This window comes from Arthrobacter sp. AG1021, from assembly GCF_003633665.1.
Classification (GTDB): Bacteria; Actinomycetota; Actinomycetes; order Actinomycetales; family Micrococcaceae; genus Glutamicibacter; species Glutamicibacter soli.
Genome location: NZ_RBLB01000008.1, coordinates 260,174 through 286,534 on the forward strand (window position 1 = coordinate 260,174; position 26,361 = coordinate 286,534).

The following is a 26,361-nucleotide window of genomic DNA, read 5'->3' on the forward strand; positions in this document are numbered from 1 at the left end:
AGCTCGGGTACGGTTGAGATCATGGACGTAATCCTGCTTTCAGAGACCGGCGAACCCATCGGCACATGTCCCAAGGAACTTGTACACACTACCGACACGGCCTTGCACCAGGCGTTCTCCTGCCATGTTCTCAATACCGAGGGACAGGTGCTGGTCACCCGCAGGTCGCTGGACAAGAAAACCTGGCCCGGGGTCTGGACCAATTCCTTCTGCGGCCACCCGCAGCCCGGCGAGTCCTTCGAGGACGCCATCAGCCGCCACGCCCAACGCGAACTGGGCATGAAGATCAGCGGCCTGTCCGTGGTGCTGCCCGACTACCGCTACCGGGCGGTTGATGCCTCGGGCATCGTGGAAAACGAGATTTGCCCGGTGTTCACCGCGGTGATCGACTCGGAGCTGGCTCCGGCGCCCGATGAAGTCATGGACTACCACTGGGTGGATCCGCTGCAACTGGGCAGGGCCATGACCGCCACCCCCTGGGCGTTCAGCCCGTGGCTGGTCACGCAGGCCCCGGACATGGACCTCTACGGCCTTCGCGGCTGAACCGCCATTACTCCGCCGTGCTTGCAGCTGGGCCCCGGACACGACGTCCAGTCGTGTCCGGGGCCCAGCGGCGTTGCGGCGGCTCAGCGCTGGCCGAGGTACGCCAGCGCGGCGGCCCGTGCGGTGAAGTAGCGCGAGGTGATCGCTCCGTCCAGCTCGGGCAGGATGAAGCCGGCAAGCACCTCGTCCATCAGGCTCTCGCCCAGGAAGGCCAACCGTGTGGGTCGTGAATTGGAGGACAGGACCCCTGCGACCTCAGGGCAGACATTGCTCAGGCCCGAAACGTTGATCAGCACCCGCGCTGGATGGCTGCCCGAATGATGCTGCAGGCTCTGCACCAGACGCGCGGTGTCGTCTGCGCCGAGGCTCATGCCCGGGCTGAAGGTGACTTCGAGAAGTTTTCCCGGTAAGCGCGTGATGCTCCACGCCCGCGCGGATGTGCCGGTCGCTCCGGCCATTGATGATTGATTCATAGATCCCCATATGCTCAGTGTGAACGGGGCCCCGCCGGGTGCCGCGAGTGCGAGTCAGGCCACCGGGGGATTGCTCCCGCATATGCCCAGTCTACCCACGCTCAGGAGGGAGCGAAGCACGCTTCGCCGAGGCGCCGACGTGGTAGCCCTGCGCTGTGCCCACTCCCAGTGCCCGCAGCACCTGCGCCTGCTGGTCGGTGCGCACCGCCACGGCAATGCAATCCAGTGACAGGGCATCGGCCATGGCCACGATCGCGCGCAGCACCTCGTGCTTGACCCGATCCGTCTCGATGCCATTGGTCAGGGACTTATCGAGCTTGATGCCGCCCAACGGCAGTCTCGCGAGATAGCCGAAGGACGAGTATCCGGCACCGAACTTGTCGAGATACACCTGGATGCCCAGCTCCCTGAGCTTGCGCATGGTGCGCAATTCCGCGCCGTCTTCCGAGATGAAATGCCCCTCGGTGACCTCCAGGACCAGGTTCGCGGCGGGCATTTGCAGTGTGGCCAGCTCCTCGGCCAGCTGCGCGGCGAACGCATCCTCCCGCAGGGCGATGTGGTTGATATTCAGATGCAGGCGACAGTCCGCGGAAATTTCCCCGCTGCGGCGCCACGAGGAGAAATCGTCCAGTGAATTGCGCACCATGCGGTGGCGCACCGCCGGCAGCAACCCGGACTGCTTCGCCAGAGGTACAAAGATCTCAGGCGGGATCAGGCCCTTCTCCGGATGATCCCACCGGGCACGGGCTTTATACGCCAGGACGCGTGAGGTTTCAAGATCGACGATCGGCAGGTAGTCCGCGTAAATCTCCTCGGTGCGCACCGCACTGCGCAAGTCCGCGATCAGCTGGGACTTGGTGACGCGCTCAACGAGCATGTGCTGCGCGAAACGCTGGACCTTGTCGGTTTTGGAACGCTTGGCCTCGTACATGGCGGTGTCGGCCTGCTGCATCCATTGCTCGGCATCCAATGACGCATCCGCCTGGGCGTAGCCGATGCTCACCCCGGGATTGATGACGATTGACTCCAGAACCATCGGCTGGTTCAGCTCGGCCAGCAGCCGTGCGGCAAAGCCCGGGGCATCGGAGGAGTCCAGATGCACCAGCAGCGCGAATTCGTCCCCGCCCAGGCGCGCCGCGACATCGGTGTCGCGCACGATGCGCCGCAGACGGGTGGTGATCTCCTGCAGGACCAGGTCGCCCAGATGGTGGCCGTGGGTGTCGTTGATGAGCTTGAAGGAATCGAGGTCCAGCACGAACAAAGCGCTGGCAGGCTCACCGCGGGACACCTCGGCAAGCTGGGAATCAAGATGCCGGCCCAGCTCCGCCCGGTTGGCCAGCCCGGTCAGCGGATCGCTGTAGGCCAGGATCCGCAGCTGCTCTCCGGCCGATTCGAGCTGGGCGGTGCGCCGGACCACCTGTTCGTCGAGCCGGCCATAGAGTTCGGACAGCCGCGCGGACATGGCGTTGAACCCCACGATAATCGCATCGATGCCGTCGCGCCGGCTGCTGGGTTCCAGAAACGTCCTGAAATCCCCGGTAGCGGTGCGAAGGATTGCGTCGATGAGCTCTTTGATCCTCGGGTCATCGGCCGACTCATGCACAGGTGCGTCCCTTCATTGTCCGGCTTGTGTCCAAGCCAACTAGAGTTCTAGCACATTATTTTTTGTTTTTGCCCATAACGGTCAGTAGTTTTAGAGTGCGGAGTTTGACAGGCCGGTCCGGAAACGGTCCCGGCGGCAGCCACGACGTGCACACTGCTCTGGGGATTGCAGCACGCTGGATCGGGATTGCCGGGTCTTTCTAGGTGGGGTACCGCAGCTGTCTGTGTCCTAGCCACCGGTCTCGAAAGTTTCGGGCCCGGCCCTTTGGAGAAATGTGAACCGAAAAATCCTGGTCCCTGTCCTCGGCTCCGCGCTCATGCTGAGCCTGCTGCCTTCGGCACCTGCGCTGGCCGATGAATCCGTGAAGGTCAGCCAGCCGGCCTCCACCAGCGACACCGGAGCTTGGGCAACCGTTACGGTGCCCGTGGCACAGGGGCTGAAGCCTGCGTCGATCAAGGGCCGGGTCTCGACCACGGCCACGGACGGGCAGCTGCAGCTACGCGTCGGCAAGGACATCATCAAGACCCTGCCGGTCGCCCAGTCCGGCGCATTCGACCTGTCGCTGAACGCGAAGCACGCGGCGGAGAACGGCACCTTGGATGTCGCGGTCCGCTGGCTTCCCGAGTCCCGGGAAGGCCGCTGCCTGAGCGTCGAACCGCAGCAGGTTGAGCTCTCCCAGGTACAGCTTCAGGCTGCGGGCGAGGCCAAGGCCCCTGAATCGGTGGCGCAGTTTTTTGCAAGCTCGCCCGGCTCGGTGTCCATCCAGGGTGAAGGCGAAGCCTCGCAGGCTGCGCTGAGCGCGGTCCCCGCTCTGGCCGCTGCCTTCCCGTCCGCCGATATCGCCTGGAATGCCGCGGATGCGGATTACACCGTCGCCTTCGAGCTCGCAGAGCAGGGCATGAAGCTTGCCCTGGATCGCGCCGGAACCACCTTGCGGATCAGCGGGACCGCGGAGCAGCTGGCAGAGCTCGACACCGTGATCCGCAGCCGGGCACTCACCCTGGCGGTCGGCCGCCACGTAGACGCCGAGGCAGCGCCGGTCCAGGGCGAGCGCTGGACCCCGGCGGAGGTGATGAGCTTCGCGGATCTCGGCGCCACCGCACCGAAGCTGGAGGGCTACGGCCAATCCTCGCTGTACATCGGAGTGGACGAGGCCCAGCTCGGTTCAAGCCTGGACGGAGCCCAGGTGCATCTGTCCGGGACGCACAGCGCCATCCCGGAGAATACCGAAGCGGCCCTGAACGTGTATTGGAACGACCAGCTGGTCGATTCCTTCGTGCTGGATCAGAGCACCGCGCTCAACGCGGACATCCAGATCCCGCAGTCGCTGGTCACCTCGCGCAACGGCTTGCGCCTCCAGCTGGATGCCGCGGCGCAGGGCGCAAACTGCGCCATCGCCGGCACTTTGCCCGTCCAGGTGCATCTGGATGGTAGCGCCAGCACCGTGACCCCGCAGTACGGCGCGGGCCGCGCCGCGGGATTCGAGATGCTGCCGCAGCAAACCGCAGGCGAAGTGGGCCTCGCCCTGGGCGCCGGGACTTCCGCGGAGACGGCAAATGCGCTCGCCACCAGCCTGCTGGCCTCGTTGCAACAGGCCAGCGCCGTGCCGTTGCACGTGCAGAACCTTGCCATCGAGGATGTGGCCGGCTCGCCGCTGAGCACCGTGGTGGTGGGAGGCGATGCGCAGCTTGCCGATGAGCTCGGCGCGCCGTTGCGCCTGGAACGTTTCCGCACCATCGAATCCTCCGTGCTCTCCGCGGGGGTGGGCACCGAGGAGCCGTACGCCGCGCTGCAGGCCTTCGAGGATTCGGGTCGCGCCGTGCTGCTGGCCGGCGGCTGGTCGCCAGACGGAACAGCCACCGATGCGCTGTATCACGATCTAGCCGACCGGGTGGCGCCAGCCGCCGGCGGCTGGTCTTCGCTCTCGCGCAACCTGCTGGTCGCGCAGGAGGGCGCCGCGCCGGTCCTGGTGGAAAGCAATGCGTTGATCCCGCAGGATTCGCTCACCGACGACTACCGCCCCTACGCCTGGTGGGCGGCCGGCGGCGTCGCGGCCCTGGTCCTGGCCGGTCTGGCTGGCGCGTTCGCCTTGCGCAGGTCCAACCGCCGAGCCAAGGCGCAGGCGGCCGCGGAGGCGGCAGCCGGCGGCCCGCAGTCCGTACCCTCATCCAATGAGCGCTAGCACCGGCACGGCCCCGAAACAATCAATAGTTTCGCGGCTGCAGCGTGCCTGGCGGCTGCTGGGCGCCCCGCCGGAGGTGCGCAAGGTGCCCGGCTCCGTGCTGGTGGCGCTTGCCGCCGGGCTGCTCGGACTGGCGGCCAGCGCCGTCACCGTGCCCAGCGGCTGGGCCATGGCCTACTCCGACGCCCAGAGCCACCTGACCATCGCGCGACGCGTGATCGACTCGATGGCTCCCGGCTTCGAACAGCTGGGCACCGTATGGCTGCCGGTGCCGCACCTGCTGCTGATCCCGCTGGTGGCGATCGACCCGCTCTTCCATACCGGGTGGGCCGCGGCCCTGCTGGGAAGCGCCGCCTTGTCCGGTACCGCCGCGGGACTCTACCGCATCGCGGCCCGTCTGGGCATCGGCCGTGCCGGCCGCCTGGCGATGCTGGTTCTGCTGCTGGCCAACCCCAGCGTGCTGTATCTCTACACCACGGCGCTGACCGAACCGGTGCTGCTGCTGTTCCTCGTCGCCGCACTGTCCGGATTGAGCCGCTGGGCGCTGGCGCCGCGCAGGATGAGCGCCGGGGAGCTGGCGGTCTTCGCCGGAATTCCCACCGCGGCGGCCATGCTCTCGCGCTACGAAGGATGGATGCTGGCGCTGACCGGCACCATTTTCGTGTGCGTGGTGACCCTGCGACGTACCCGTTCGCTCCAGCAGATGATCATCATGGCCGCCGGATACGCATGGATTCCCGCGCTGGCGGTGTGCTGGTGGCTGGCCTACAACTGGGGGATCTACGGGGACCCGCTGGAATTCATGTTCGGCCCCTACTCGGCCAGCGCCCAGCAGTCCTCCATCAGCAGCAGCGGCCTGCTGCCCACCAAGGGCAATTTGGGGCTGACCCTGCTCACGTTCCATTCCTCGGTGCTGGGCACCGCCGGAGTGCTGCTGCTCGTGCTCGCCGGTGCGGGCCTGCTGGTCGCCGCCTACCGGTGGCGCCTGCAAACGCCGGGGCTGGTGCTCTGGCTGACCTCCAGCGCCTATGTCTTCGCGGTGGTGAGCATGTACTTGGGCCAGACCGCGATCAACAACGCGCATTCGCTGCCCAGCACCTGGTGGAACAACCGCTTCGCCATGACCGCCATGCCGTTTTTCCTGCTGGCGGCGGCGCTGGCAGTGGACGCCGCCGGGCAGTGGCTCACGCGGAAGGACAACTGGCGACTTCAGACGCGGCAGGTGCTGCGCGCGGGCGCGGCGGCCGGGCTCGGCGCGGCAGTGCTGCTGCAGCTTGGCTGGTGGATTGCCGGTCCCGTCGATCGCGCGCCGGTGCTGGCCGAGGCCGCCATGAGCGCCGGCTCCACCCGGTATTCCACCGAGGCGGCGCAGTGGCTGGCGCAGAACTACGACGGCGGCGGGCTGCTGCTTGATGAAAGCGCCCGAGGCAACGCGATCGTGCCGCTGCTGGGCATCGATATCTCGCAGATCTTCCTGCGCGCCTCCGGGGACAACTTCACCCAGGCCCTGGACAACCCGGCGGCGCATGCCCGCTGGGTGCTGCTGAATGTCGAAAAGGACGGGGCGCCGGTCAATTCGGGGCCAGTGGACCTGGTCGACCAGGCGTTCATCGCGCGGCCCTCTGCGCGGGCCAGCTACCGAACCGTCTACACCTCGCCCACGCACGCCGTGCTGCAAAGGATCGATCGATGAACACCGCCTACAAGCCCTTGGGGCAGCTGCTGGTGGACCAGCACCTGGCAACCCAGTCCGACATCGACCGGGCCTTGGAAGACCAGCGCCGCGAAGGCGGACTGCTCGGCCGCCACCTGTTGCTGGCCGGGGCCGTGCAACGCCGCGACATGTACGCCGCGCTCGCCGGACAGTGGGGCACCACGCTGGTTGACCTGGTCGAAGATCCGCCGCAACCGGATCTGCTGGCGGAACTCGACCATGAATGGGCATTGTCTTCGGCCTGGCTGCCCTACCAGCGTCAGGATGACGGGCGGATCACGATCGCTACCTGCACTGCGCCGACCCCTGCCGTCCTGGCGGAAGCCCGGGAACTTCTCGGCGCGCCGGTGGATGTCGTGGCGACGACCGACTGGGACATCCAGCAGGCGCTCCAGGCGAGCTTCCGCCGGGAAATGCTCTATGACGCGGCGGACCGGCTGTCCGTGGACGATCCCGCCCAGTCAGCGAAAGTCGCATTGACAATTTGGCAAATGGTCCTTCCCGCGATCCTGCTGGCGGTGTTCATCGCCGGACTCGTGGTGGACTTCCGCCGGACGATGATCGTGGTCCTCTTCGCGGCGAACATCAGCTTTGCCACAAGCATCCTGTTTAAGACGGTTGCCAGCATCAATGCCCCGATCCAGCGCGCCCGCCGCCGGCTGGCCGCGCGCAGGCTCGGGCTGTGGCGGAAGCGCTACGGGGTCAAGGCACCGAGCACGGATCGCATCCCCGACGACGAACTGCCGATCTACACCATCCTGATCCCCGCGTTCCACGAGGCGAACATCATCGCCAAGCTGCTGGAGAACATCGGCGCGCTGGACTACCCGAAATCCAAGCTGGAAGTGCTGCTGCTGCTGGAAGAAGACGACCAGGAAACCATCGCCGCGGCCAAGGCGGCGGCCCCGCCGAGCAATGTGCGCATCCTGGTGGTCCCGCGCGGGGTGCCGCAGACCAAGCCCCGTGCCTGCAACTACGGATTGGCGATGGCCAATGGAGAGTTCGTGGTGATCTATGATGCGGAGGACCGGCCGGAACCGGACCAGCTTCGCAAGGCGATCGATGCGTTCCGCGAAGACGAGCGGATCAGGTCGCAGGTTGACGGCACCGTGCGCCCGCTCGTGTGCGTGCAGGCGGCGCTGAACTATTTCAACGCGGAGCACAACGTGCTCACCAAGATGTTCGCGGTCGAGTATTCGCATTGGTTTGATTCCATGCTTCCCGGCCTTGAAGGCACGGGGATTCCGCTGCCTCTGGGCGGCACGTCCAACCACTTCCGTGCGCGCCAGCTGCGTGAATTGGGCGGCTGGGATCCGTGGAACGTGACCGAGGACGCCGATTTGGGGCTTCGCGCCAGCGTGCGCGGCTTCCGGGTGGGCATCATCAATTCGACCACTTGGGAGGAGGCCTGTTCGAAGGTCCCGGCGTGGATCAGGCAGCGCACCCGGTGGATCAAGGGCTACATGGTGACCGCGGCGGTCAACATGCGCCGCCCGCTGCGTTTCGCCAAACGCACCGGGCTGGGCGGCGCCGTCGGCATGATCGGGTTGATTGCCGGAACCCCGCTGGCGTTCTTGGCGTATCCGCTGGTGCTTGGTTTCACCATCGTGACCTACATCGGCGTGCAGTTCATCGGCCTGGATCTTCCCCAAGGCCTGCTTGCCCTGGGCTGGGGCACCATGATCTTCGGCAACGCCATGATGATTGTGGTCTCCGGTATCGTCGCGTGGCGACGCTACGGTGCGCGGGTGGCGGCCTTCGCGCTGCTGAACCCCGCTTATTGGGTCTTGCATTCCATCGCGGCATGGCGCGCGGCCTACCAAATGGTCCGTACCCCGCACGTGTGGGAGAAGACCCCGCATGGACTGGATGAAGAGGACGAGTTCCTGGCCAGCTGAGCAGCCGCGGTGCGCAACAGCCCCGGCATCCTGCCCCCTTTGGGGTGCGGGATGCCGGGGCAGTGGCGTCGGGGTTGTTCTTTCCAGGCCTAGGTGCGGGCTGTTAAACGAAGTTCTCGGTGCCCTCGATGGTGTTCATGAAGTGGTCCATGAAATCCGCGAAGTCCTTGGCATCGTCTTCCTGGTCGATGACCGCCGACAGCGAGACGGCGTCATCGAGCTGCAGATCGATGCCCGGGTGCAGCGGGATGGAGAATCGGAATACCCGTCCGGTGGAGGTCGCTACCTCGTACTCGCCGTCATTGAGCAGGGCGAGCTGGTTGACGTTGGTGTTGTTGATCGTGATGGCGTCTTCGGAAGCGGTGAGATCGCTGGAGTTGACCGGCGCGAGGACCAGTTCGGCCGGCTGCCGGCGATAGCCGATGACTTTGAGCCCTCCGGAGCCGGCGATGCCGGTTCCGGCCACCAGGTTGTAGCTGGCGAAATTCGGGATCTGCGAGTCGAAGACATGGTGCAGGCGGGTCTTGACTTGCTCGGTCGGGTTCTCGGCTGGGCTGGTGTCCATGTATCTCACTCTACTAAGTAATACCTACAGGCCGGTGAGTCAGCGGGCTGGCCACATGGAATTCTCAGGTGAACGACACCAGATCAGCGGTTAGTGGCCCGAGCGCACCGAGAATATTTCGTGCCGTTGCGCTCCGCTTGCCGTAGCACCGAGGGGCCCTGCCTACGTGTCTACAGGTGGTGTACCGGGCGCACGCAAGGCAGCGGTGGCGATGGGGCGGCACGACGTTGAGCTTGTCCCATCGGACCGGAATAGAGTGCCACGGCCCATGAATCCTTCACCGGGAACAGGGAGGCAGGAGGGGTTGGAGGGCGGGGAGGGGGAAGTGCGTCAGCATTTTCCGCTTGCCGGCCGGGCATGCGTGCCACCGCAACAAGACCAGGAGAAGCGGCGTACCTTCCCGGAGTGCAGCGTTTTGGACAATCTGATCAGTGCTTTCGGCAACCTATTTGTGTCATGTGCGCGTCATGGGTTGCCCAAGTGGTCATATTGACTCCTAGAATGATGTTTTATGAGCCATGACTCCAGCCCGGACATCAAGCCGCGGTCGCGTGCAGTGACCGACGGCATCCACGCTGCTCCGTCGCGCGGCATGCTGCGCGCGGTCGGCATGGGGGATGAGGACTTCGCCAAACCGCAGATCGGCATCGCCAGTTCGTGGAACGAAATCACCCCGTGCAACCTTTCGCTGAACCGCCTGGCGCAGGGCGCCAAGGAAGGCGTCCACGCCAGCGGCGGGTTCCCAATGCAGTTCGGCACCATCTCCGTTTCCGACGGCATCTCTATGGGCCACGAGGGAATGCACTTCTCCCTGGTTTCCCGCGAGGTCATCGCCGACTCGGTGGAAACCGTGATGATGGCCGAACGCCTCGACGGTTCGGTCCTGCTGGCCGGCTGCGACAAGTCGCTGCCCGGCATGCTGATGGCCGCCGCCCGGCTAAACCTTTCGGCGGTCTTCCTCTACGCCGGCTCCATCATGCCCGGCTGGGTGAAGCTGGAGGACGGCACGGAAAAGGACGTCACCCTGATCGACGCCTTCGAGGCGGTGGGCGCCTGCGCCGCCGGCAAGATGAGCGAGGCCGACCTCGAGCGCATCGAGAAGGCCATCTGCCCCGGTGAAGGCGCCTGCGGCGGCATGTACACGGCCAACACCATGGCCTCCATCGGCGAGGCGCTGGGCATGAGCCTTCCGGGTTCCGCCGCCCCGCCCTCGGCCGACCGCCGCCGTGACATGTTCGCCCGGCGCTCCGGCGAGGCCGTGGTCCAGATGCTGCGCCAGGGCATCCGCGCCCGCGACATCATGACCAAGCAGGCCTTCGAGAACGCCATCGCGGTGCTCATGGCCTTCGGCGGCTCGACCAACGCGGTGCTGCACCTATTGGCCATCGCCCGCGAGGCGGGGGTGGATCTGCAGCTGTCGGACTTCAACCGCATCGGCGACAAGGTGCCGCACCTGGCGGACCTGAAGCCTTTCGGCCGCTACGTCATGAACGACCTGGACCGCATCGGCGGCGTCCCGGTGGTCATGAAGGCGCTGCTGGATGCGGGGCTGCTGCACGGTGACTGCCTGACAGTCACCGGCAGGACCGTGGCGGAAAACCTCGCGGACATCGCCCCGCCGGATCCGGACGGGAAGATCCTGCGCGCCATGCAGGACCCGATCCACCAAACCGGCGGCATCGCGATCCTGCACGGGACGCTGGCCCCGGAGGGGGCCGTGGTGAAGTCCGCTGGCTTCGACGCGGATGTCTTCGAGGGCACCGCCCGCGTCTTCGAGCGCGAGCAGGGCGCCCTGGATGCGCTGGACCGCGGCGAGCTGCAGGCCGGGGACGTGGTGGTGATCCGCTACGAGGGGCCCAAGGGCGGGCCGGGCATGCGCGAAATGCTCGCCATCACCGGCGCCATCAAGGGCGCGGGCCTGGGCAAGGACGTCTTGCTGCTGACCGACGGCCGGTTCTCCGGAGGCACTACGGGCCTGTGCATCGGGCACGTGGCTCCGGAGGCCGTGGACGGGGGACCGATTGCGTTCGTGAAGGACGGGGACCGGATCCGCGTGGACATGCAGGCGCGCAGCTTCGACCTGCTGGTCGACGAGGCGGAACTCGAGGCCCGCAAGGTCGGCTGGGAGCCGCTGCCGGCCAAGTTCACCTCCGGCGTGCTGGCCAAGTACGCCAAGCTGGTGAAGTCGGCTTCCACAGGCGCCTATTGCGGCTAGCGGCCGCGGGGAAAATCAGGAGTTTGTCCGCGGGTGGGCGTGTCATGCGTCCACCCAATGGACATTCGTCTCATATAATGAGATGGCACGGGGTGCGAGTTGATCTTTACCACTAGGTAAAGAAAGATTAGACACATGCAAACAACCACCGATGTACTACTAGTTATCAGGCGCGGAGCCTGAGACCAGTTCTGCCGCCAAGCAGGACGTCGGTGACGCGCAGCCCCCTTTCGTCAGCAGTGACGGCCGTGGGGCGTTTTTTATGCGCAGATGAAGAGATAGAAATGGAAAGGATCCAGATGAGCAACTCCACACCCGCCAATCCGGCGTCGGTTGCGAAGTCAATTAGTCGACCCAAGGATGCCGCCGCCGCTGTCTCTTCCGTCGTGGAAGCTTCGAACCCGGTCCAGGGTCCGAATAACATCGTTGCTCCCACGCAGATGACGGGCTCACAAGCCATCGTCCGCTCGCTGGAAGAATTGGGCGTCAAGGACGTCTTCGGGTTACCAGGCGGGGCCATCCTTCCCACCTATGACCCGCTCATGGACTCGACCAAGGTCAATCACATCCTGGTCCGCCATGAACAGGGTGCCGGCCATGCCGCACAGGGTTACGCCATGGTCAGCGGGGAAGTCGGCGTCTGCATCGCCACCTCCGGACCCGGCGCAACCAACCTGGTGACCGCACTGGCGGACGCCAACATGGACTCCGTGCCCATGGTGGCGATCACCGGTCAGGTCAACAGCGCCTTCATCGGCTCCGACGCGTTCCAGGAAGCCGATATCGTCGGCATCACCATGCCGATCACCAAGCACGCGTTCCTGGTGACCGACCCGGAGGACATCCCGCGGGTCATGGCCAGCGCGTTCTACCTGGCGCAGACCGGCCGTCCCGGCCCGGTGCTGGTGGACATCACCAAGGATGCCCAGACCTCGCAGATGACCTTCTCGTGGCCACCGAAGGTCGAGCTGCCCGGCTACCGCGTGGTCACCCGCGGCCACAACAAGCAACTGCGCGAAGCCGCCAAGCTGATCGCCGGCGCCACCCGCCCGGTGCTCTACGTGGGCGGCGGCGTCATCAAGGCCAACGCGCACGAGGAACTCAAGGCCTTCGCCGAGTTCATCAACGCCCCGGTGGTCACCACCCTGACCGCCCGCGGGGCGTTCCCGGATTCGCATCCGCAGCACGTGGGCATGCCGGGCATGCACGGCGCCGTCTCCGCGGTGACCGCGCTGCAGCAGTCCGACCTGCTGATCACCCTCGGCGCCCGCTTCGACGACCGCGTCACCGGCGTGCTGTCCTCGTTCGCGCCGAACGCCAAGGTGATCCACGCGGACATCGACCCGGCGGAGATCTCCAAGAACCGCGTGGCCGACGTGCCGATCGTGGGATCGCTTGACGAGATCATCCCGCAGCTTATCGAGGCCTGCCAGACCCGGTTCGAGACCGAGCCGCAGCAGGACCTGTCCAACTGGTGGTCGCTGCTGGACCGCCTGCGCGAAACCTACCCGATCGGCTACACCGAGACCCACGACGGCCTGTCTGCCCCGCAGAACGTCATCGGGCGCATCGGCGAGCTGACCGGCCCGGAGGGCGTCTACGTCGCCGGCGTGGGCCAGCACCAGATGTGGGCCGCGCAGTTCGTGAAGTACGAGCGTCCGCGCTCGTGGCTGAACTCCGCGGGCCTGGGCACCATGGGTTACTCGGTGCCAGCGGCCATGGGTGCCAAGGTGGCCCAGCCGGACCGCGTGGTCTGGGCGATCGACGGCGACGGCTGCTTCCAGATGACCAACCAGGAGCTTGCCACCTGCGTCATCAACAACATCCCGATCAAGGTCGCGGTGATCAACAACTCCTCGCTGGGCATGGTCCGCCAGTGGCAGACCCTGTTCTACGACGCACGCTACTCGAATACGGATCTGAACACGGGCCACGGCACCGCGCGCGTTCCGGACTTCGTGAAGCTGGCCGACGCCTACGGCTGCGTGGGTCTGCGCTGCGAACGCGACGAGGACATCGACGCCACCATCCAGAAGGCGCTGGAGATCAACGACCGCCCGGTGGTCATCGACTTCGTGGTCTCCGCGGACTCCATGGTGTGGCCGATGGTCCCCGCCGGAGTGAGCAACGACCAGATCCAGATCGCCAAGGGCATGACCCCAGAATGGGAAGAGGAAGACTAGAGAATGGCAAAGCACACGCTGTCCGTGCTGGTCGAAGACGTTCCCGGCGTACTCACCCGAGTTGCCAGCCTCTTCGCCCGCCGTGCGTTCAACATCCACTCGCTGGCCGTGGGACCCACGGAAATCGAGGGCATCAGCCGCATGACTGTGGTGGTCGACGCCGAGGGGGACTCCCTGGAGCAGGTCACCAAGCAGCTGAACAAGCTGATCAACGTCATCAAGATCGTGGAGTTGCTGCCGGAATCCTCCGTGCAGCGCGACCACATCATGGTCAAGGTCCGCGCCGACGCCGCCACCCGGCTGCAGGTCACCCAGGCCGCTGAGCTGTTCCGCGCGTCGGTGATCGACGTGGCCACCGACTCGCTGGTCATCGAGGCCACCGGCAACGCGGCCAAGATCGAGGCGCTGCTTTCGGTGCTGGAGCCCTTCGGCATCCGCGAGATCGTCCAGGCAGGAACCCTGGCCGTGGGCCGCGGTTCCAAGTCGATGAGCGACAGGGCCCTGAAGAGCCTTTCGGCCTAGCGCCGAAGCGTGTCCGAAGAAGGCGAATATGACTTCTTCGGACACGAACACCAAATTTCACAATCCAAGGCACCAGACTTGAACATAGATGCTGGTGCCAGCAACAGAAACTTTCGTTCCGAAACAACCAAGGAGCAATTCACATGGCTGATTTGTATTACGACGACGACGCAGACCTCTCGATCATCCAGGGCAAGAAGGTAGCCATCATTGGCTACGGCTCCCAGGGCCACGCGCACGCACTGAGCCTGCGCGACTCGGGTGTGGACGTCACTGTCGGCCTGGCCGAGGGCTCCAAGTCCCGCGCCAAGGCCGAGGCCGAAGGCCTGAAGGTCGCCACCGTTGCCGAGGCCGCCAAGTGGGCCGACGTCATCATGATCCTGACCCCGGACCAGGTCCAGGCCAAGGTCTACGCCGACTCGATCGCCGAGAACCTGGAAGAGGGCAACGCCCTGTTCTTCGGCCACGGCTTCAACATCCGCTTCGGCTTCATCCAGCCGCCGGCAAACGTCGACGTTGCACTGGTTGCCCCGAAGGCTCCGGGCCACACCGTGCGCCGCGAGTTCGAGGCAGGCCGCGGCATCCCTGACCTGATCGCCGTGGAACAGAACTACACCGGCGGCGCCAAGGACCTGGCACTGTCCTACGCAGCTGGCATCGGCGGCACCCGCGCCGGCGTCATCGAGACCACCTTCACCGAAGAGACCGAGACCGACCTGTTCGGCGAGCAGGCTGTGCTCTGCGGCGGTACCTCGCAGCTGGTGCAGTACGGCTTCGAGGTGCTGACCGAGGCCGGCTACAAGCCGGAGATCGCCTACTTCGAGGTGCTCCACGAGCTGAAGTTGATCGTCGACCTGATGTGGGAAGGCGGCATCGCCAAGCAGCGCTGGTCGATCTCCGACACCGCGGAGTACGGCGACTACGTCTCCGGCCCGCGCGTCATCACGCCGGAGGTGAAGGAGAACATGAAGGCTGTCCTGGCCGACATCCAGTCCGGAGCCTTCGCCAAGCGCTTCATGGATGACCAGGCCAACGGCGCCAAGGAGTTCCTGGAACTGCGCGCCAAGGGCGAAGCCCACCCGATCGAGACCACCGGCCGCGAGCTGCGCTCGCTGTTCTCCTGGATCTCGGACGCATCGAGCGATGACTACGTTGACGGTTCCGTAGCCCGCTAAGCGGAACCTGACCGGGCAGTCTTCACGACCAAGGCGCCTGTTGCCGGCATGATTAATGCCGGCAACAGGCGCCTTGTCATTCTCCGGGAAATTTCAGGTCTGGTCACTAGGCTCGGTGAAAACCAAAGGAGCTGACCGGTGACCACGCAGACCAACTACGACGATTTCGCACAGGCCTATTCGGACGAGAACGCTTCCAGCCTGCTCAACGCCTACTATGAGCGGCCCGCGATGCTGGAGCTTGCCGGAGACGTTTCAGGGCGCAGGATCCTGGACATCGGCTGCGGGTCGGGACCGCTGGCGGCGGCCCTGGTGGATCGTGGTGCCCGCGTCGAGGGCTTCGACTCGAGTGTCGCGATGATCAATCTGGCACAGCGCAGAGTGGGGGAGGACGTCGAGCTGAGCGTCGCCCGACTTGGTGACGCTCTGCCTTACGAATCGGACACCTTTGACGATGCGGTGGCCTCGCTCGTTTTCCACTACCTGCCGACGTGGCACGAGGCGTTGTTGGAAGTGCGTCGAATCCTGAAACCGGGCGGTCGATTGATCCTTTCGGTGAACCATCCACTCCTCTATCCGTGGAACCATCCGGGCAAGGACTACTTCGAGGCGACGCAGTACACCGACGAATTCACCTTCAACGGACAGCCCGCAGAGCTCACCTACTGGCACCACCCCCTGCACGAAATGGCCAACGCCTTTCTGCAGGCTGGGTTCAGCATCGAGAGAATTTGGGAACCGCCGTATTCCAAGGATGCGCCAGAGCAGATCGTGCCGGAGAAGCTGCGCGAGCGCGATTCGTTCCTGAGTTTTCTTTTCTTCTCTCTTCGAACCTGAACAGCTGCATCGGGATAGGAAGCAATCGATTGATCGACAAAGGCCGGGCACGAACGCGAAGATCGCGTTCGTGCCCGGCCGTTGGTGGGGCTAGCCGAAATTAGCGCTTAGAAGCTCGGTAGCCGGCCTTGCGGGCATCGCTGGTGTTCTTGAAGCATTCCTCGGGCTTCGTGCGGTCATAGAATGCGCCGCCCTTGACGTGGTACTTCCACTCTTTATTGCTGCCAGTGCGGTTGCCCTTGACCGGATAGCCGGCGGGGCATTTGTAACCGTAGCCCTTCTTGGAAACCGGCGTCTTCTTCGTGACCTTCTTGGTCACCTTCACGGTTTCGGTCTTCTTCACCGTCGAGGTCTTGCCCTTGAGCTGGTACTTGACCGACGTCGTAACCTTGTACGTCCCGGTAGACAGCTTCACTGAGGCCTTGTTCTTGGCGACAGTCTTGGAGCCCTTCTTCACGGTAAGCGTCGCGGATTTGACCTTGACGTTCTTCGCCTTCGAATAGCTCGGCTTGATGGTGGCCTTGGCCGATCCGGAAACGGACTTGTTGCCGATCTTCTGGATTGAAACTGCCGGCGCTTTCTTAGCGGCAACCACGCTGATAGCGGTTGGCGCAGCCACCTGTGGTTGCGCCGTGGCGGCTGATGCACCCGAGAAGACGAGCGCACCGGAAGCGAGGACGACAAGTGCCCGCTGCATGATCTTATTCATTTTTCCCCCAGGAAGTGATGATGACCGAGATGAAAATACTCATGTCAAAGGTGAGTCTAGTCGATCGATGAACCTTGGAGAAACTCGGTTTCCTGTCGTGGCAAACAAGCAGCGTGGCGGCTGGTCCGAGGTCTTGGCGAACCATCTTGTGCGGTATGCACTGGGCTCGACAGTGCTCCCTCCGGATGCCGTTTATCATTCTCGTGACCAGATCAGATCGAAGAAAATCACCTGTTCGCTGGAAACCAAAGGTCTGGCTGTATTTCAGCTGCGTGCATTCCTGCATACTTCCAAGGTCATCTATATTGGAGAAGTCGGCTGCCATCCAGGTACGCTCTGATGCAACAAACTGACGATCATGCACGATGTCGAGGCAGGCAGGTAGGTTTGGCCGCCATTAGGACCGTGCTGACGAAGACGTCGAACTGGCCACTACAAGGGGTAGGTCTGCCGCGACTTGGCAAAATGATGGCGGGAGTCTTGGAACAATCGTGTGGTTGTTCCAAGACTCCCGCATCTGTATGTATCGTATGTGAACGTGCCTAGACGCCGAGCGGATCCGTGGCCGCATGATATGGGTCTGCGAAGCTGTGATCGAGCAGCTCATTGAGATAATCGCCGTAGCCGCTCTTGCCCAGCGCGACGGCCAGATCGCGCAGATGGGCGTCATCGATGAACCCCTGGCGCCAGGCGACTTCTTCCGGTGCGCCGATTTTCAAGCCTTGCCGTGCCTCGACGGTACGAATGAAATTGGACGCGTCGTTCAGCGACTCGAAAGTCCCGGTGTCCAGCCACGCGGTGCCCCGCGCGAGGACATTCACATTCAGGTTTCCCTCGTCAAGATACAGGCGGTTGATGTCCGTGATTTCCAATTCGCCACGCGGTGAAGGCGCAAGCGTTTGCGCCTTGCCGACCACGGAATTGTCGTAGAAGTACAACCCCGGCACTGCGTAGTGGCTCTTCGGTTCTGCCGGCTTTTCCTCCAGCGAGATTGCTCGGTGGAATTCGTCGAATTCCACCACACCATAGGCCCGCGGATCCTTGACCCAGTATCCGAACACCGTGGCCCCCGGCTGGTCTACATATTTCCGCAGCTGCGTACCGAAGCCCGGTCCGTGGAAGATGTTGTCTCCCAGCACCAGGGCAACAGACTCGTCCCCGATGTGTTCGTCACCGATAATGAACGCCTGTGCCAGCCCCTCCGGTTTTGGCTGCACCTTGTAGCTAAGCTCGATCCCGAACTGCGAACCATCGCCGAGCAAGTCTCGAAATTGGGCCTCGTCCTGAGGCGTCGTAATGATCAGAATGTCCCGAATACCAGCCAGCATCAATGTAGATAGCGGGTAGTAGATCATGGGCTTATCAAAGACCGGCACCAGTTGTTTTGAAATGCCCTTCGTAATTGGGTGCAAGCGCGACCCAGTTCCCCCAGCAAGTATGATTCCCCTCATGAGTCGAGCCTAGCAACGGCGCAATACTGGTTGTCAGAGTATCCGTACTCGAAATTCTCTAGGTCTGCACATCACGCGCGTATTGCTGGTTAGCGTAGGGCTATGAATAGAATCCTTGTGACTGGGGGAGCGGGATTCATTGGGGTCAACTATGTCCACCACATGATCGAGCACTCCGACAGCGCCATCACCATCCTCGACAAGATGACCTATGCGGCCAATCGGCTGTCTCTTGAAGGCCTTCCAGGCAACAGGGTCAAACTAGTCGTCGGCGACATCGCCGACGCGGCTCTCGTGGACGAACTGGTCGCGAAGCACGACGTCGTTGTGCATTTCGCGGCGGAATCGCACAACGATAACTCGCTGCATGATCCAGGGGTCTTCGTGCGGACCAACGTCGTGGGTACCTTTGAACTGCTTGAAGCCGTACGCCGGCACAACGTGCGTTTCCACCATATTTCCACCGACGAAGTCTATGGCGACCTGGCGCTGGATGACCCGCAGCGGTTTACCGAAACCACTCCTTACAATCCGTCGAGCCCGTACTCGTCAACCAAGGCATCCAGTGACCTTTTGGTGCGCGCGTGGGTGCGGTCATTCGGCATCAATGCGACGCTTTCAAATTGCTCCAACAACTACGGCCCGTTCCAACACGTCGAAAAGTTCATTCCACGACAGATCACCAATGTCCTGATCGGGGAAACGCCGAAGCTCTACGGCGACGGAACCAACGTCCGCGACTGGATCCATGTTCGGGACCATTCCTCGGCGGTCCAGCGTATCGTCGAGAAGGGACAGGCCGGACGCACCTATTTGATCGGCGCCGATGGTGAATGCAACAACGTCGAGGTACTGAAGATGATCTTGCGGCTCATGGGCGAGCCGGAGAATGCGTTCGAGCATGTGCTGGATCGCCCGGGCCATGATCTGCGTTACGCCATCGATTCCACGGCCCTGCGTACCGAGCTGGGCTGGGTGCCTGAGTACACGGACATTGAGCGCGGCCTCGCGCAGACCATTGACTGGTATCGGAGTAATCAGGCCTGGTGGGAGCCGAGCAAGGCGAACACGGAGCGTCGATATGCGCAGCAACTCCGCAACGCTTCTCAGGCGGCTACCGCATGAACGAGGCCAAAGAGCTGATCGTCCAACCAACCGAGATCGCGGGTCTGCTGGAACTGACGCTGCCCGTGCACGGAGACGCGCGTGGGTGGTTCAAGGAAAACTGGCAACGCGAAAAAATGGTTGCCGCGGGGCTTCCCAACTTTCGCCCGGTGCAGAACAACGTCTCTTTTAACGCCGAGCGCGGAACGACCCGGGGGCTTCATGCAGAGCCCTGGGACAAGTACATCTCGGTGCTCTCCGGCAAGATTTTCGGAGCCTGGGTGGATTTGCGCCCCGGTCCGGGATTCGGCGCAGTCCACACCGCAGTTGTCGGGCCGGACTCTGCATTGTTCATTCCGCGAGGGGTCGCTAACGGATTCCAGACTCTTGAAGAAGGAACGGTCTATTCGTACTTGGTGACCGAGCACTGGACCGAACAGGCCCGCTCGGAGTACAGCTACGTCAACCTGGCGGATCCCGCTTTGGGAATCGCTTGGCCGATTGCTATCGAAGAAGCGGTGATCTCCGACGCGGATCGGAACCATCCGATGTTGGACAAAGCCAAGCCGGTGTTGCCAAAGAAAATTGCGGTCTTCGGCGGCAACGGGCAATTGGGACGTGCGCTTGCACAAATGGGCCAGCAGGATCCGCGGATCGAGGTGTTCACTCGCGCCGAGGTCGATTTGGAAAGGCCTGATTTCCTCGACGGTTTCCCTTGGTCTACGTACAGCCATGTCATTAATGCCGCGGCCATGACAGCCGTGGATGAGGCCGAAAATCCTCAAGGCCGACGAAATGCTTGGCGGGTCAACGCCACAGCTGTCGCGGATCTGGCGGCCCGCTGCACCCAGAATGATGTGAAGCTTGTTCACGTATCCACGGACTACGTATTCGACGGAAAAGACGAGTACGTGGGCGAAGACCATCCCCTTGCACCACTGGGCGTATATGGCCAAAGCAAAGCCGCCGGCGAGGCCGCAGTTTCCTCACACCCCGAACACACGGTGGTGCGAACGAGCTGGGTTGTCGGGGATGGCAAGAACTTCGTCGACACGATGTTCAAGCTAGCAATGCGCGGCATCTCGCCGCAGGTGATTGACGACCAATTCGGAAGGCTGACCTTTGCAGAGGATTTGGCTGGAGCCATTCTGCACCTGATCGATACGGGGCAGCTTGGCGGTGTCTACCATCTTCAATGCGACGGTCCGGCTACCAGCTGGTTCGAAGTGGCGAGAACGATCTATGAACTCACTGGACACGATCCAGAGCAGGTGAAGCCAACGTCCGCAAGCGAGTACTCACGCTCAGTTGACCTGGCAGCGCCACGTCCTAGGAATAGTACTTTTAGTCTCGAAAAGATCCGAGGAACCGGGTACAGCCCGTCTTCGTACTTAGTTCGTCTGGCGGAATATCTTAAGGCAAAGTCGGATGCCAATCAAATGGTCGACTAACTATCGGACACACCACGTAACTCAGTAAATAACGAGTAAGTCGTCCTGTGTTCGAGGGATTCGTGACAGCGCGCAAGTAAAAGAAGGGTTCGCAAACTTGATGGAAGTTACAAATCTTCTAGTCAGGACCTTATCGCGAGGGCGTCCGCCAAATTCAGAGGTTTCGGGGCTTCGGTGCACTAGTACTTGATTTATCGCGTAGTTGTACTTGGAATTGCCGCAGCGGCCTGAAATATGGTGATTTTTATCTACTGCGAGCCTAGGATGAAAACACGCGGATTGGTCGGGGGATCCATCCGCAGTCATATTTGGGGAATGAACCGATTGGGGCGGTTTTTAAATGGAGTACTCGAGAGTACTTATCGGGGACGATACTCGGAATTCACGCAGGCTCTGGGGCGAGACCAACGCATTGGTCGCAACTCCAACCGATGCAATTACCGAGATCGGCAGGATCCTAGAGAATCCTGCAAAGTCCGGAGCGGTAGTCTCCGGACCATCGGGCAGCGGGCGCCGTGCAAGCGTGGAAGCTGCGCACAGCCAACTTATTGATCCGCAAAAACTTATTCGGCTCAACGGGAGCAGCTTCGGGCAAAAGATGCCCATGGGCGTTCTGGCCTTCCTGCTGGCGCAGCTTGAAACAGCTGAACAGCCGAGCCGGCACGAACTCGTGCATGGGCTTGCGCGGGCACTGTGCCCGGATGGCAAGCCATCCGTGGTCTTGCTCGGCAAGCCAGAGCTCATCGATGAGGAATCCGGCTCGTTGCTTGCCCAGCTTGCTGCGATGCACAAGATCAAGCTCATCGTCATCTGCGACGAAATCCAGGACCTTCCACAGGATCTGCTTTCGTTGTTCCGTACCGGGCAGATGGAGCATGTAAGCATCAGCCGGATGAGCACCTTGGAGACGCGGGCATTTCTGGAGTCCGAGCTTCAAGGGCCAATCTCCGCCTTCGCTGCTTCGACGTTGCAGTATCTCGCCGACAGCAACCGCGGATTGATTCTCAAGCTGGCGCGGATCTGGATTGCCAACGGACAGCTGAGCCAGGAGTCCGGAACCTGGGTTCTTCGGGATCTGGACCTTGGCAATGGTCCTGCAGTGCAGACCATGTTCAATTCCATGACCTCGGGGCTTGAAGATTCCGAACGAGTACTCTTGTATGCACTGGCCATGGGTGGTGCAGTCTCCCGAGACATGGTGCACCGTGCAGAACAGACCAAGGCCATGGATCAGTTGATCGCCAAGGACCACGTGAAGGTCGTGCCGCAGGCGGACCACCGCGTCATGATTGCGGTTCCATTGCTGCGCCTAATGCTTCGGCAGAACATCGATCCGGAGATGGAGCGTCGCAGCAACGAAGTCGTGGCACACCTGCACAAGGATCCAGAGACCGCCGTGGCACTTTCGGCGATGTCGTTATTGTCGGATCTGGGGCAAAACTCCACGTTGCTCGACATCGCTGAAGAGTATTCGCGCAGCGGATACGCCAGCGGGAAATGGGTTGTGGCGCCGTTCGCCCGGATCCGAATTCTGAAGTTGCACATTGGCGCATTGCTTCAGCAGGGGGACGTCCCGGTTGCCGTGAGCCTCATCCGGCTTGCACACGAGAACCTTCTGGCTGCCATTGATGATGCATGGTCCCAGGACCGGCTGTTGCGCGCCCAGCAAGAGCTCGACTTGCTTACCCAGCTGGTTGATTCTGCCCAGGCAGAAGTTAATGCAGGGTCGGAAGACTGCCATATCGACGACACTCCGGCGCAGCTGAAGGGGTGGATGACCCGGGGACTGCACTTGCGTGCCATGGCCCTGCAGTCGACGAATTGCGCGGCGCGCGCACGCCAGACGGACGCCCAGACAGTTGTCGACCATATCGGCAACGAGCTGCGAAACCGCCGCCTGGGAATGGCTTCCTACGGGGGAATGTGCGCCGAAGACCTGGCAGAGATCGAAGAGCAGCTGCTCATGACTGAAATGCTGTGCGGAAAATATTCCGAGGCGCTCGTCAGGGCGACAGAACTCGCGGCGGGGAAATTTGCATATCCGCAGCTGATCGCCCGGGCCGAGAGTGCACGGGGCATCCTGTTCGCACTGCAAAGTGATCACGAACGTGCTCTGAAAATTCTTGAACCGTGCCTGTCTCAGGCGCGCCAGCAGGAAGAAACCGCAGGGAAGATTGCGATGGAAGCCGTGGTTTCCCATTCGCTGATGGTCCTGGGGCGACGGAGCGAGGCGACGGAACTGCTCAGCCAGGAACAGGACGACATCTCGACCTCGTCGCAGGTGAACTTCCACAGTTGGGTGGCCGAAGTCTTTTCGGCCATGAGCCTGGCCCTCATCGGATCGCCTGAACAGGCGATTGCGAAGTTGATGTCATTTGCCGATAAGTCCCGAGCTGGCGGCTACCTCACCCTGGAGATGGGCGCGTTGGCCTGCGCGCTTCGGCTGGGCTATGCGGATCCCGATTCCCGTTTGGGCGCGGTGGCCGCAAACTGCCAAGGGGCTACGGCTGAAATGTACGCGGAGCTTTCGGAGAAGCACCATGGAGAATCGGCGGACCTTTTTGCGGTGCTTCGCAATCTGGTGGCTTCCGGACATATTCTGATGGGTGCGGTATCCGGCAATGCACTGGTTTCGTCATTGACAACCAAGGACCAGCGGAAGTTGGCAAAGCTCGTGGGCACTGTCAAGCGTCCTGCGTACCTCGCTGACAACAGCAGGTCCGATGCGCTGGCATCTGGGAAGACCGGTGCCCCAACGTGGGCCGGAGACCTGACGAAGCGCGAGTCGCAGATCGCGTTGCTGGCGATCTCGGGGAAAACGAACCTTGAAATTGCCCGCATCAACGGCGTTTCAATTCGGACCGTTGAAGGGCACCTGTACCAGGTGTATTCGAAGCTTCAGGTTCGCAATAGGCAAGAACTGACTGCACTTGATCGTGCCAGCCGACGTGCGGCGGGACAGCTGTGAACGCAATAGACTACAAGAGCCGACGTAAATCCAGCGAGTACCAGGACCTGCTGCACGTGGTCAGCACGCCGGAACCAAGCGGTGCCTTGGTTCTCGGCGGCGTGGGCATGGGAAAGACCAGCCTGGTTGACGCGGTCATGACCAGCACCGGACTCAGCGAGCCCGCAATGACGCTTTACTGCAGCCCGACGCTTGCTGCGGTTCCCTACGGGGTATTGTCGCCGTATCTTGACGCGTTGGCTTCAGTGGACGAACCTGTGCAGGTGCTGCGCGAGATCAACCACGTACTGGCCAGCGTGCCTGATAGCGACCAGCCGCGGATTGTTGTTGTCGAAGACGCACAGTACCTGGATGCCCAGAGCTGTTTCGTGCTTTCAACCCTGATGGAGAACGCGGCAATCAAGCTCATCGCGCTCGGCGCAGGCGTCTTGGAATCGGAATCGATCGTGGGGCAGCTGGCCCAGTCGCCGTTGATGTCGACGATCGTTGTGCAGCCGCTGGATGTTTCAGGAATCCGGACCGTTGCTGAATCCATGCTCGGGGGCACCCTCAGCGAAAGCTCTGTCGGGACGATCCACCGGCTGTCGGGAGGCAACCCGAGCTTCGTCGAGGCCCTGATCGCTTCAAGCTTGGAACAGGGATTGCTGATCCAGGACAAGGAAATGGACTACGGTCCCAGCGCACCACAGGGCATCTGGCTCCTGAGCCAGGACACCATCGGTGTTGACTCGCGGCTGACGAATCTTGTCAGCGAGATCCAACGGTTGAGCACCGAAGACGAACGGCGCACGCTGGAACTATTGGCCTTGGGCGGACCGGCGCCTAAGCTCGTTCTCGACGGCGGACGGCTTGAGTACCGTCGGATGATTGACGCCGGCCAGCTGCATGAGCTGCCGGACGACACCGTGGCGTTGGCCTCCGAGCTTCACCGCCGGGTGCTGCGCCTGATGGTTCCTGCGCAGCGAAGTGCGGAGCTGTACGATTCATGGCAGCAGTGCACGAGTGAACTGGGTATGGAACAGTCAGCGTCGCACGTGCTCTGGGGCCTCGAAGTGGGACAATCCTTCCCAACTGAGCGGATTCTGGATGCTGCATCATCTGCCTTGGATGAGGGCAACTATCCGTTGGCATGGGAACTTTGCCGTGCCGGAAACGTTGCCCATTCGAGCGGCCACGGTGCACTGTTCGAAGCGGATGTACTGCTCGGCTTGGGACGGTTCGAGTCAGCGCGAAACATCCTGCTGAGGTTCGTCGGAACGGCCAAAGCGCCTCACCTGCTGACCTCGGCCTTCAGCCAGCTGCTGGTCGTCGTCACTAATCTGGGCAACAACCTGCCCTTGATGCGCGACTACATCCAGCAGTGGAAGGAATGGGTGTCGAGCCTTCCCTCCGATGCCGAATCGGCGAAGGCCGTGATGGACCAGCAATTCGCACAGCAACTTCTGGACCTGTGGGTGCGGGTGAACTCGATCGACGGACAGTTCCCCGAGGCCAAGGAATTCGAGCGGATCATCAATGATCCAAATTTCCCGGACGAAGGCCAAATCATTGCCCGCTTGATGTACTGCGACGCCGAAAGCGTTGTGGGGCACTCCGAGCGAGCGCTGTCCATCGCCCAGGAAGCCATCGAGTTGATCGCCGATGCCCCGAAGACCCGGGCGCTGTATGAAACTCGTCTGATGTTCTTGCAGTGCTGGAACCTGTTGCAGCTGGGGGAGAACCAGAAAGCGCAGCAACTGCTGGACACCTATCGCTACGGCGGAGAACGCTTCGGTGTACAACACCAAGGTGCCGTAGTTCTGATGCTGGGTCTTTCCGACCTGTTGCAGGGACGCAACCAGTCTGCCCTTCGCAGGTTTGCGGAGGCGGTCACGGAGTTGCGATTCGGAGATCCCGCCCAGGTGCTGACGTTCGCGAGAAACCTGCACGCGATGGCTCATGAGCTTGGGGGAAGTCTCGGGACAGGCACGGCTTCCGGAGCTCTGGAAAGCAAACCAGAGCCGCCTGAGCTCATGGGGGAGACCCCGTCGCGCCAGCGAGTCTTCGCCAGGGCTTCTGCCGCGACAATCGGCAGGCCCCAAGGCAGTGAGAAGCTCAAGGACTTCCCTGTTTTCGAACGGATGGCTCTGGCCCACAAGATTTCGCATCTGCCAGATGAAGAACTTGCCGGCAGCAAGGACCTCAGACGCCTGATTGAGCTCTGCGATGAACACGAAGGCACGAAGTCGCAGCTCCTGCTGCAGCTGAGCAAGTATCGCGCCCAGAGCGAGCCTCAGCCGTTGGAAGAGCTCGCCCAGAAGGCGTTCAGAAGCCAGGAAGTGCTCATTGGCGTCGAAGCGCTGGCACGTGCTGCGGTGCGCTATTCGGAGGCGGGGGAGTCGCGTACGTGCGGAACCCTGCTTCGCCAGGCATCGCGAGTAGTTAACGAGCAACGGATCAATCCGAACAAATATGTTGCGCGTGCTCTCGCGCTGACCGAGCTGACCGCTCGGGAGGCAGAGATCGTCCAGTTGGCGCTGTCAGGAAAAAACAATGCGCAAATCGCGCGCGTGTTAACTGTTTCCCAGCGTACGGTTGAGGGCCATCTTTACAGGGTCTTCTCGAAGCTGGGTATTTCCGAACGCTCCGAGCTGGTCGTCGCCGAACTTGATTTTGGGACAGCCCAGTAAGCTGACTACGTGTTTCAAGCAATCTTGAAGTAAGAAACACGCGTGCGGAGGATTATCGGGTTTCAGTAGTCTCTATTGTTAGGGAGCAGCGCCGGATCC

The 26,361-nt window shown here is 62.5% G+C and carries 19 protein-coding genes; 14 read left to right on the forward strand and 5 right to left on the reverse strand.

What is annotated here, in order from left to right; translation table 11 throughout:
• The first annotated feature begins 21 nt into the window (after window positions 1–21).
• The gene (gene idi, locus DFO58_RS09740) at window positions 22–543 is read left to right on the forward strand and encodes an isopentenyl-diphosphate Delta-isomerase (protein WP_047118861.1); all 522 of its coding nucleotides are present in this window, start codon (window positions 22–24) and stop codon (window positions 541–543) included.
• Between the two features lie 83 nt (window positions 544–626).
• Here the strand turns inward: idi and DFO58_RS09745 are convergent, their stop codons facing one another.
• Both DFO58_RS09745 and DFO58_RS09750 read right to left on the reverse strand, forming a co-directional pair.
• Complete coding sequence (locus DFO58_RS09745) at window positions 627–1,016, reverse strand: hypothetical protein (protein WP_147407240.1); 390 nt, start codon at window positions 1,014–1,016, stop codon at window positions 627–629.
• Between the two features lie 91 nt (window positions 1,017–1,107).
• Complete coding sequence (locus DFO58_RS09750) at window positions 1,108–2,619, reverse strand: EAL domain-containing protein (protein WP_120990431.1); 1,512 nt, start codon at window positions 2,617–2,619, stop codon at window positions 1,108–1,110.
• Window positions 2,620–2,893: 274 nt separating this feature from the next.
• Here DFO58_RS09750 and DFO58_RS09755 point away from each other — a divergent pair, with 274 nt between their 5' ends.
• The 3 genes from DFO58_RS09755 to DFO58_RS09765 are packed head-to-tail and all read left to right on the forward strand — an operon-like array spanning window position 2,894 to window position 8,413.
• The gene (locus tag DFO58_RS09755) at window positions 2,894–4,801 is read left to right on the forward strand and encodes a cellulose biosynthesis cyclic di-GMP-binding regulatory protein BcsB (RefSeq protein ID WP_053797878.1); all 1,908 of its coding nucleotides are present in this window, start codon (window positions 2,894–2,896) and stop codon (window positions 4,799–4,801) included.
• Entirely contained in the window at window positions 4,791–6,494 is a 1,704-nt protein-coding gene (locus DFO58_RS09760) for a hypothetical protein (RefSeq protein WP_053797879.1), read from the forward strand. Before DFO58_RS09755 ends, DFO58_RS09760 begins: the two co-directional genes overlap by 11 nt.
• Window positions 6,491–8,413, forward strand: a complete 1,923-nt coding sequence (locus DFO58_RS09765; RefSeq protein WP_120990433.1) for a glycosyltransferase — start codon at window positions 6,491–6,493, stop codon at window positions 8,411–8,413. Before DFO58_RS09760 ends, DFO58_RS09765 begins: the two co-directional genes overlap by 4 nt.
• Window positions 8,414–8,516: 103 nt before the next feature.
• Here the strand turns inward: DFO58_RS09765 and DFO58_RS09770 are convergent, their stop codons facing one another.
• On the reverse strand, window positions 8,517–8,978 hold the full coding sequence (locus DFO58_RS09770) for a hypothetical protein (protein WP_053797881.1): 462 nt from the start codon (window positions 8,976–8,978) through the stop codon (window positions 8,517–8,519).
• A gap of 511 nt (window positions 8,979–9,489) precedes the next feature.
• Between DFO58_RS09770 and ilvD the strand changes: the two genes are divergently transcribed.
• The 5 genes from ilvD to DFO58_RS09795 all read left to right on the forward strand — a co-directional run bounded on the left by ilvD (window position 9,490) and on the right by DFO58_RS09795 (window position 15,910).
• Window positions 9,490–11,193 carry a dihydroxy-acid dehydratase gene (gene ilvD, locus DFO58_RS09775; RefSeq protein WP_120990435.1) on the forward strand — a complete coding sequence of 568 codons (1,704 nt, stop codon included), beginning with the start codon at window positions 9,490–9,492 and terminating at the stop codon, window positions 11,191–11,193.
• Between the two features lie 299 nt (window positions 11,194–11,492).
• Complete coding sequence (locus DFO58_RS09780) at window positions 11,493–13,376, forward strand: acetolactate synthase large subunit (protein ID WP_047118869.1); 1,884 nt, start codon at window positions 11,493–11,495, stop codon at window positions 13,374–13,376.
• Window positions 13,377–13,379: 3 nt separating this feature from the next.
• Window positions 13,380–13,898 (forward strand): acetolactate synthase small subunit, encoded by a 519-nt coding sequence (gene ilvN, locus DFO58_RS09785; protein ID WP_053797884.1) that lies wholly within the window; start codon window positions 13,380–13,382, stop codon window positions 13,896–13,898.
• Between the two features lie 143 nt (window positions 13,899–14,041).
• Entirely contained in the window at window positions 14,042–15,073 is a 1,032-nt protein-coding gene (ilvC, locus tag DFO58_RS09790; protein ID WP_047118871.1) for a ketol-acid reductoisomerase, read from the forward strand.
• A gap of 138 nt (window positions 15,074–15,211) precedes the next feature.
• Window positions 15,212–15,910 carry a class I SAM-dependent methyltransferase gene (locus tag DFO58_RS09795; RefSeq protein ID WP_113607822.1) on the forward strand — a complete coding sequence of 233 codons (699 nt, stop codon included), beginning with the start codon at window positions 15,212–15,214 and terminating at the stop codon, window positions 15,908–15,910.
• Between the two features lie 100 nt (window positions 15,911–16,010).
• Here the strand turns inward: DFO58_RS09795 and DFO58_RS09800 are convergent, their stop codons facing one another.
• Entirely contained in the window at window positions 16,011–16,607 is a 597-nt protein-coding gene (locus DFO58_RS09800) for a hypothetical protein (RefSeq protein WP_181728160.1), read from the reverse strand.
• Between the two features lie 79 nt (window positions 16,608–16,686).
• Between DFO58_RS09800 and DFO58_RS18215 the strand changes: the two genes are divergently transcribed.
• A complete protein-coding gene (locus tag DFO58_RS18215) occupies window positions 16,687–16,959 on the forward strand; it encodes a hypothetical protein (protein WP_183043149.1) in 273 nt (90 codons plus the stop codon).
• 202 nt (window positions 16,960–17,161) lie between these two features.
• On the opposite strand, the gene rfbA is transcribed toward DFO58_RS18215, so the two are convergent.
• Window positions 17,162–18,070 carry a glucose-1-phosphate thymidylyltransferase RfbA gene (rfbA, locus tag DFO58_RS09810; RefSeq protein ID WP_120990439.1) on the reverse strand — a complete coding sequence of 303 codons (909 nt, stop codon included), beginning with the start codon at window positions 18,068–18,070 and terminating at the stop codon, window positions 17,162–17,164.
• A 102-nt stretch (window positions 18,071–18,172) separates the two neighbouring features.
• Between rfbA and rfbB the strand changes: the two genes are divergently transcribed.
• The 4 genes from rfbB to DFO58_RS09830 all read left to right on the forward strand — a co-directional run bounded on the left by rfbB (window position 18,173) and on the right by DFO58_RS09830 (window position 26,262).
• Window positions 18,173–19,195, forward strand: coding sequence for a dTDP-glucose 4,6-dehydratase (rfbB, locus tag DFO58_RS09815; RefSeq protein WP_120990441.1), 1,023 nt, complete (start codon window positions 18,173–18,175; stop codon window positions 19,193–19,195).
• Entirely contained in the window at window positions 19,192–20,625 is a 1,434-nt protein-coding gene (locus tag DFO58_RS09820; protein WP_113607817.1) for a bifunctional dTDP-4-dehydrorhamnose 3,5-epimerase family protein/NAD(P)-dependent oxidoreductase, read from the forward strand. Before rfbB ends, DFO58_RS09820 begins: the two co-directional genes overlap by 4 nt.
• Before the next feature lie 523 nt (window positions 20,626–21,148).
• On the forward strand, window positions 21,149–23,593 hold the full coding sequence (locus DFO58_RS09825; protein WP_160309073.1) for a helix-turn-helix transcriptional regulator: 2,445 nt from the start codon (window positions 21,149–21,151) through the stop codon (window positions 23,591–23,593).
• Window positions 23,590–26,262, forward strand: coding sequence for a LuxR C-terminal-related transcriptional regulator (locus DFO58_RS09830; protein WP_113607816.1), 2,673 nt, complete (start codon window positions 23,590–23,592; stop codon window positions 26,260–26,262). Before DFO58_RS09825 ends, DFO58_RS09830 begins: the two co-directional genes overlap by 4 nt.
• The last annotated feature ends 99 nt before the right edge of the window (window positions 26,263–26,361 follow it).

Coding starts and splice junctions, on each gene's coding strand:
- rfbB (WP_120990441.1), top strand. CDS start 18,173: ATGAATAGAATCCTTGTGACTGGGGGAGCGGGATTCATTGGGGTCAAC.
- ilvD (WP_120990435.1), top strand. CDS start 9,490: ATGAGCCATGACTCCAGCCCGGACATCAAGCCGCGGTCGCGTGCAGTG.
- DFO58_RS09800 (WP_181728160.1), bottom strand. CDS start 16,607: ATGCAGCGGGCACTTGTCGTCCTCGCTTCCGGTGCGCTCGTCTTCTCG.
- DFO58_RS09760 (WP_053797879.1), top strand. CDS start 4,791: ATGAGCGCTAGCACCGGCACGGCCCCGAAACAATCAATAGTTTCGCGG.
- DFO58_RS09745 (WP_147407240.1), bottom strand. CDS start 1,016: ATGAATCAATCATCAATGGCCGGAGCGACCGGCACATCCGCGCGGGCG.
- ilvN (WP_053797884.1), top strand. CDS start 13,380: ATGGCAAAGCACACGCTGTCCGTGCTGGTCGAAGACGTTCCCGGCGTA.
- DFO58_RS09820 (WP_113607817.1), top strand. CDS start 19,192: ATGAACGAGGCCAAAGAGCTGATCGTCCAACCAACCGAGATCGCGGGT.
- DFO58_RS09780 (WP_047118869.1), top strand. CDS start 11,493: ATGAGCAACTCCACACCCGCCAATCCGGCGTCGGTTGCGAAGTCAATT.
- ilvC (WP_047118871.1), top strand. CDS start 14,042: ATGGCTGATTTGTATTACGACGACGACGCAGACCTCTCGATCATCCAG.
- DFO58_RS09770 (WP_053797881.1), bottom strand. CDS start 8,978: ATGGACACCAGCCCAGCCGAGAACCCGACCGAGCAAGTCAAGACCCGC.
- DFO58_RS09765 (WP_120990433.1), top strand. CDS start 6,491: ATGAACACCGCCTACAAGCCCTTGGGGCAGCTGCTGGTGGACCAGCAC.
- rfbA (WP_120990439.1), bottom strand. CDS start 18,070: ATGAGGGGAATCATACTTGCTGGGGGAACTGGGTCGCGCTTGCACCCA.
- idi (WP_047118861.1), top strand. CDS start 22: ATGGACGTAATCCTGCTTTCAGAGACCGGCGAACCCATCGGCACATGT.
- DFO58_RS18215 (WP_183043149.1), top strand. CDS start 16,687: ATGAACCTTGGAGAAACTCGGTTTCCTGTCGTGGCAAACAAGCAGCGT.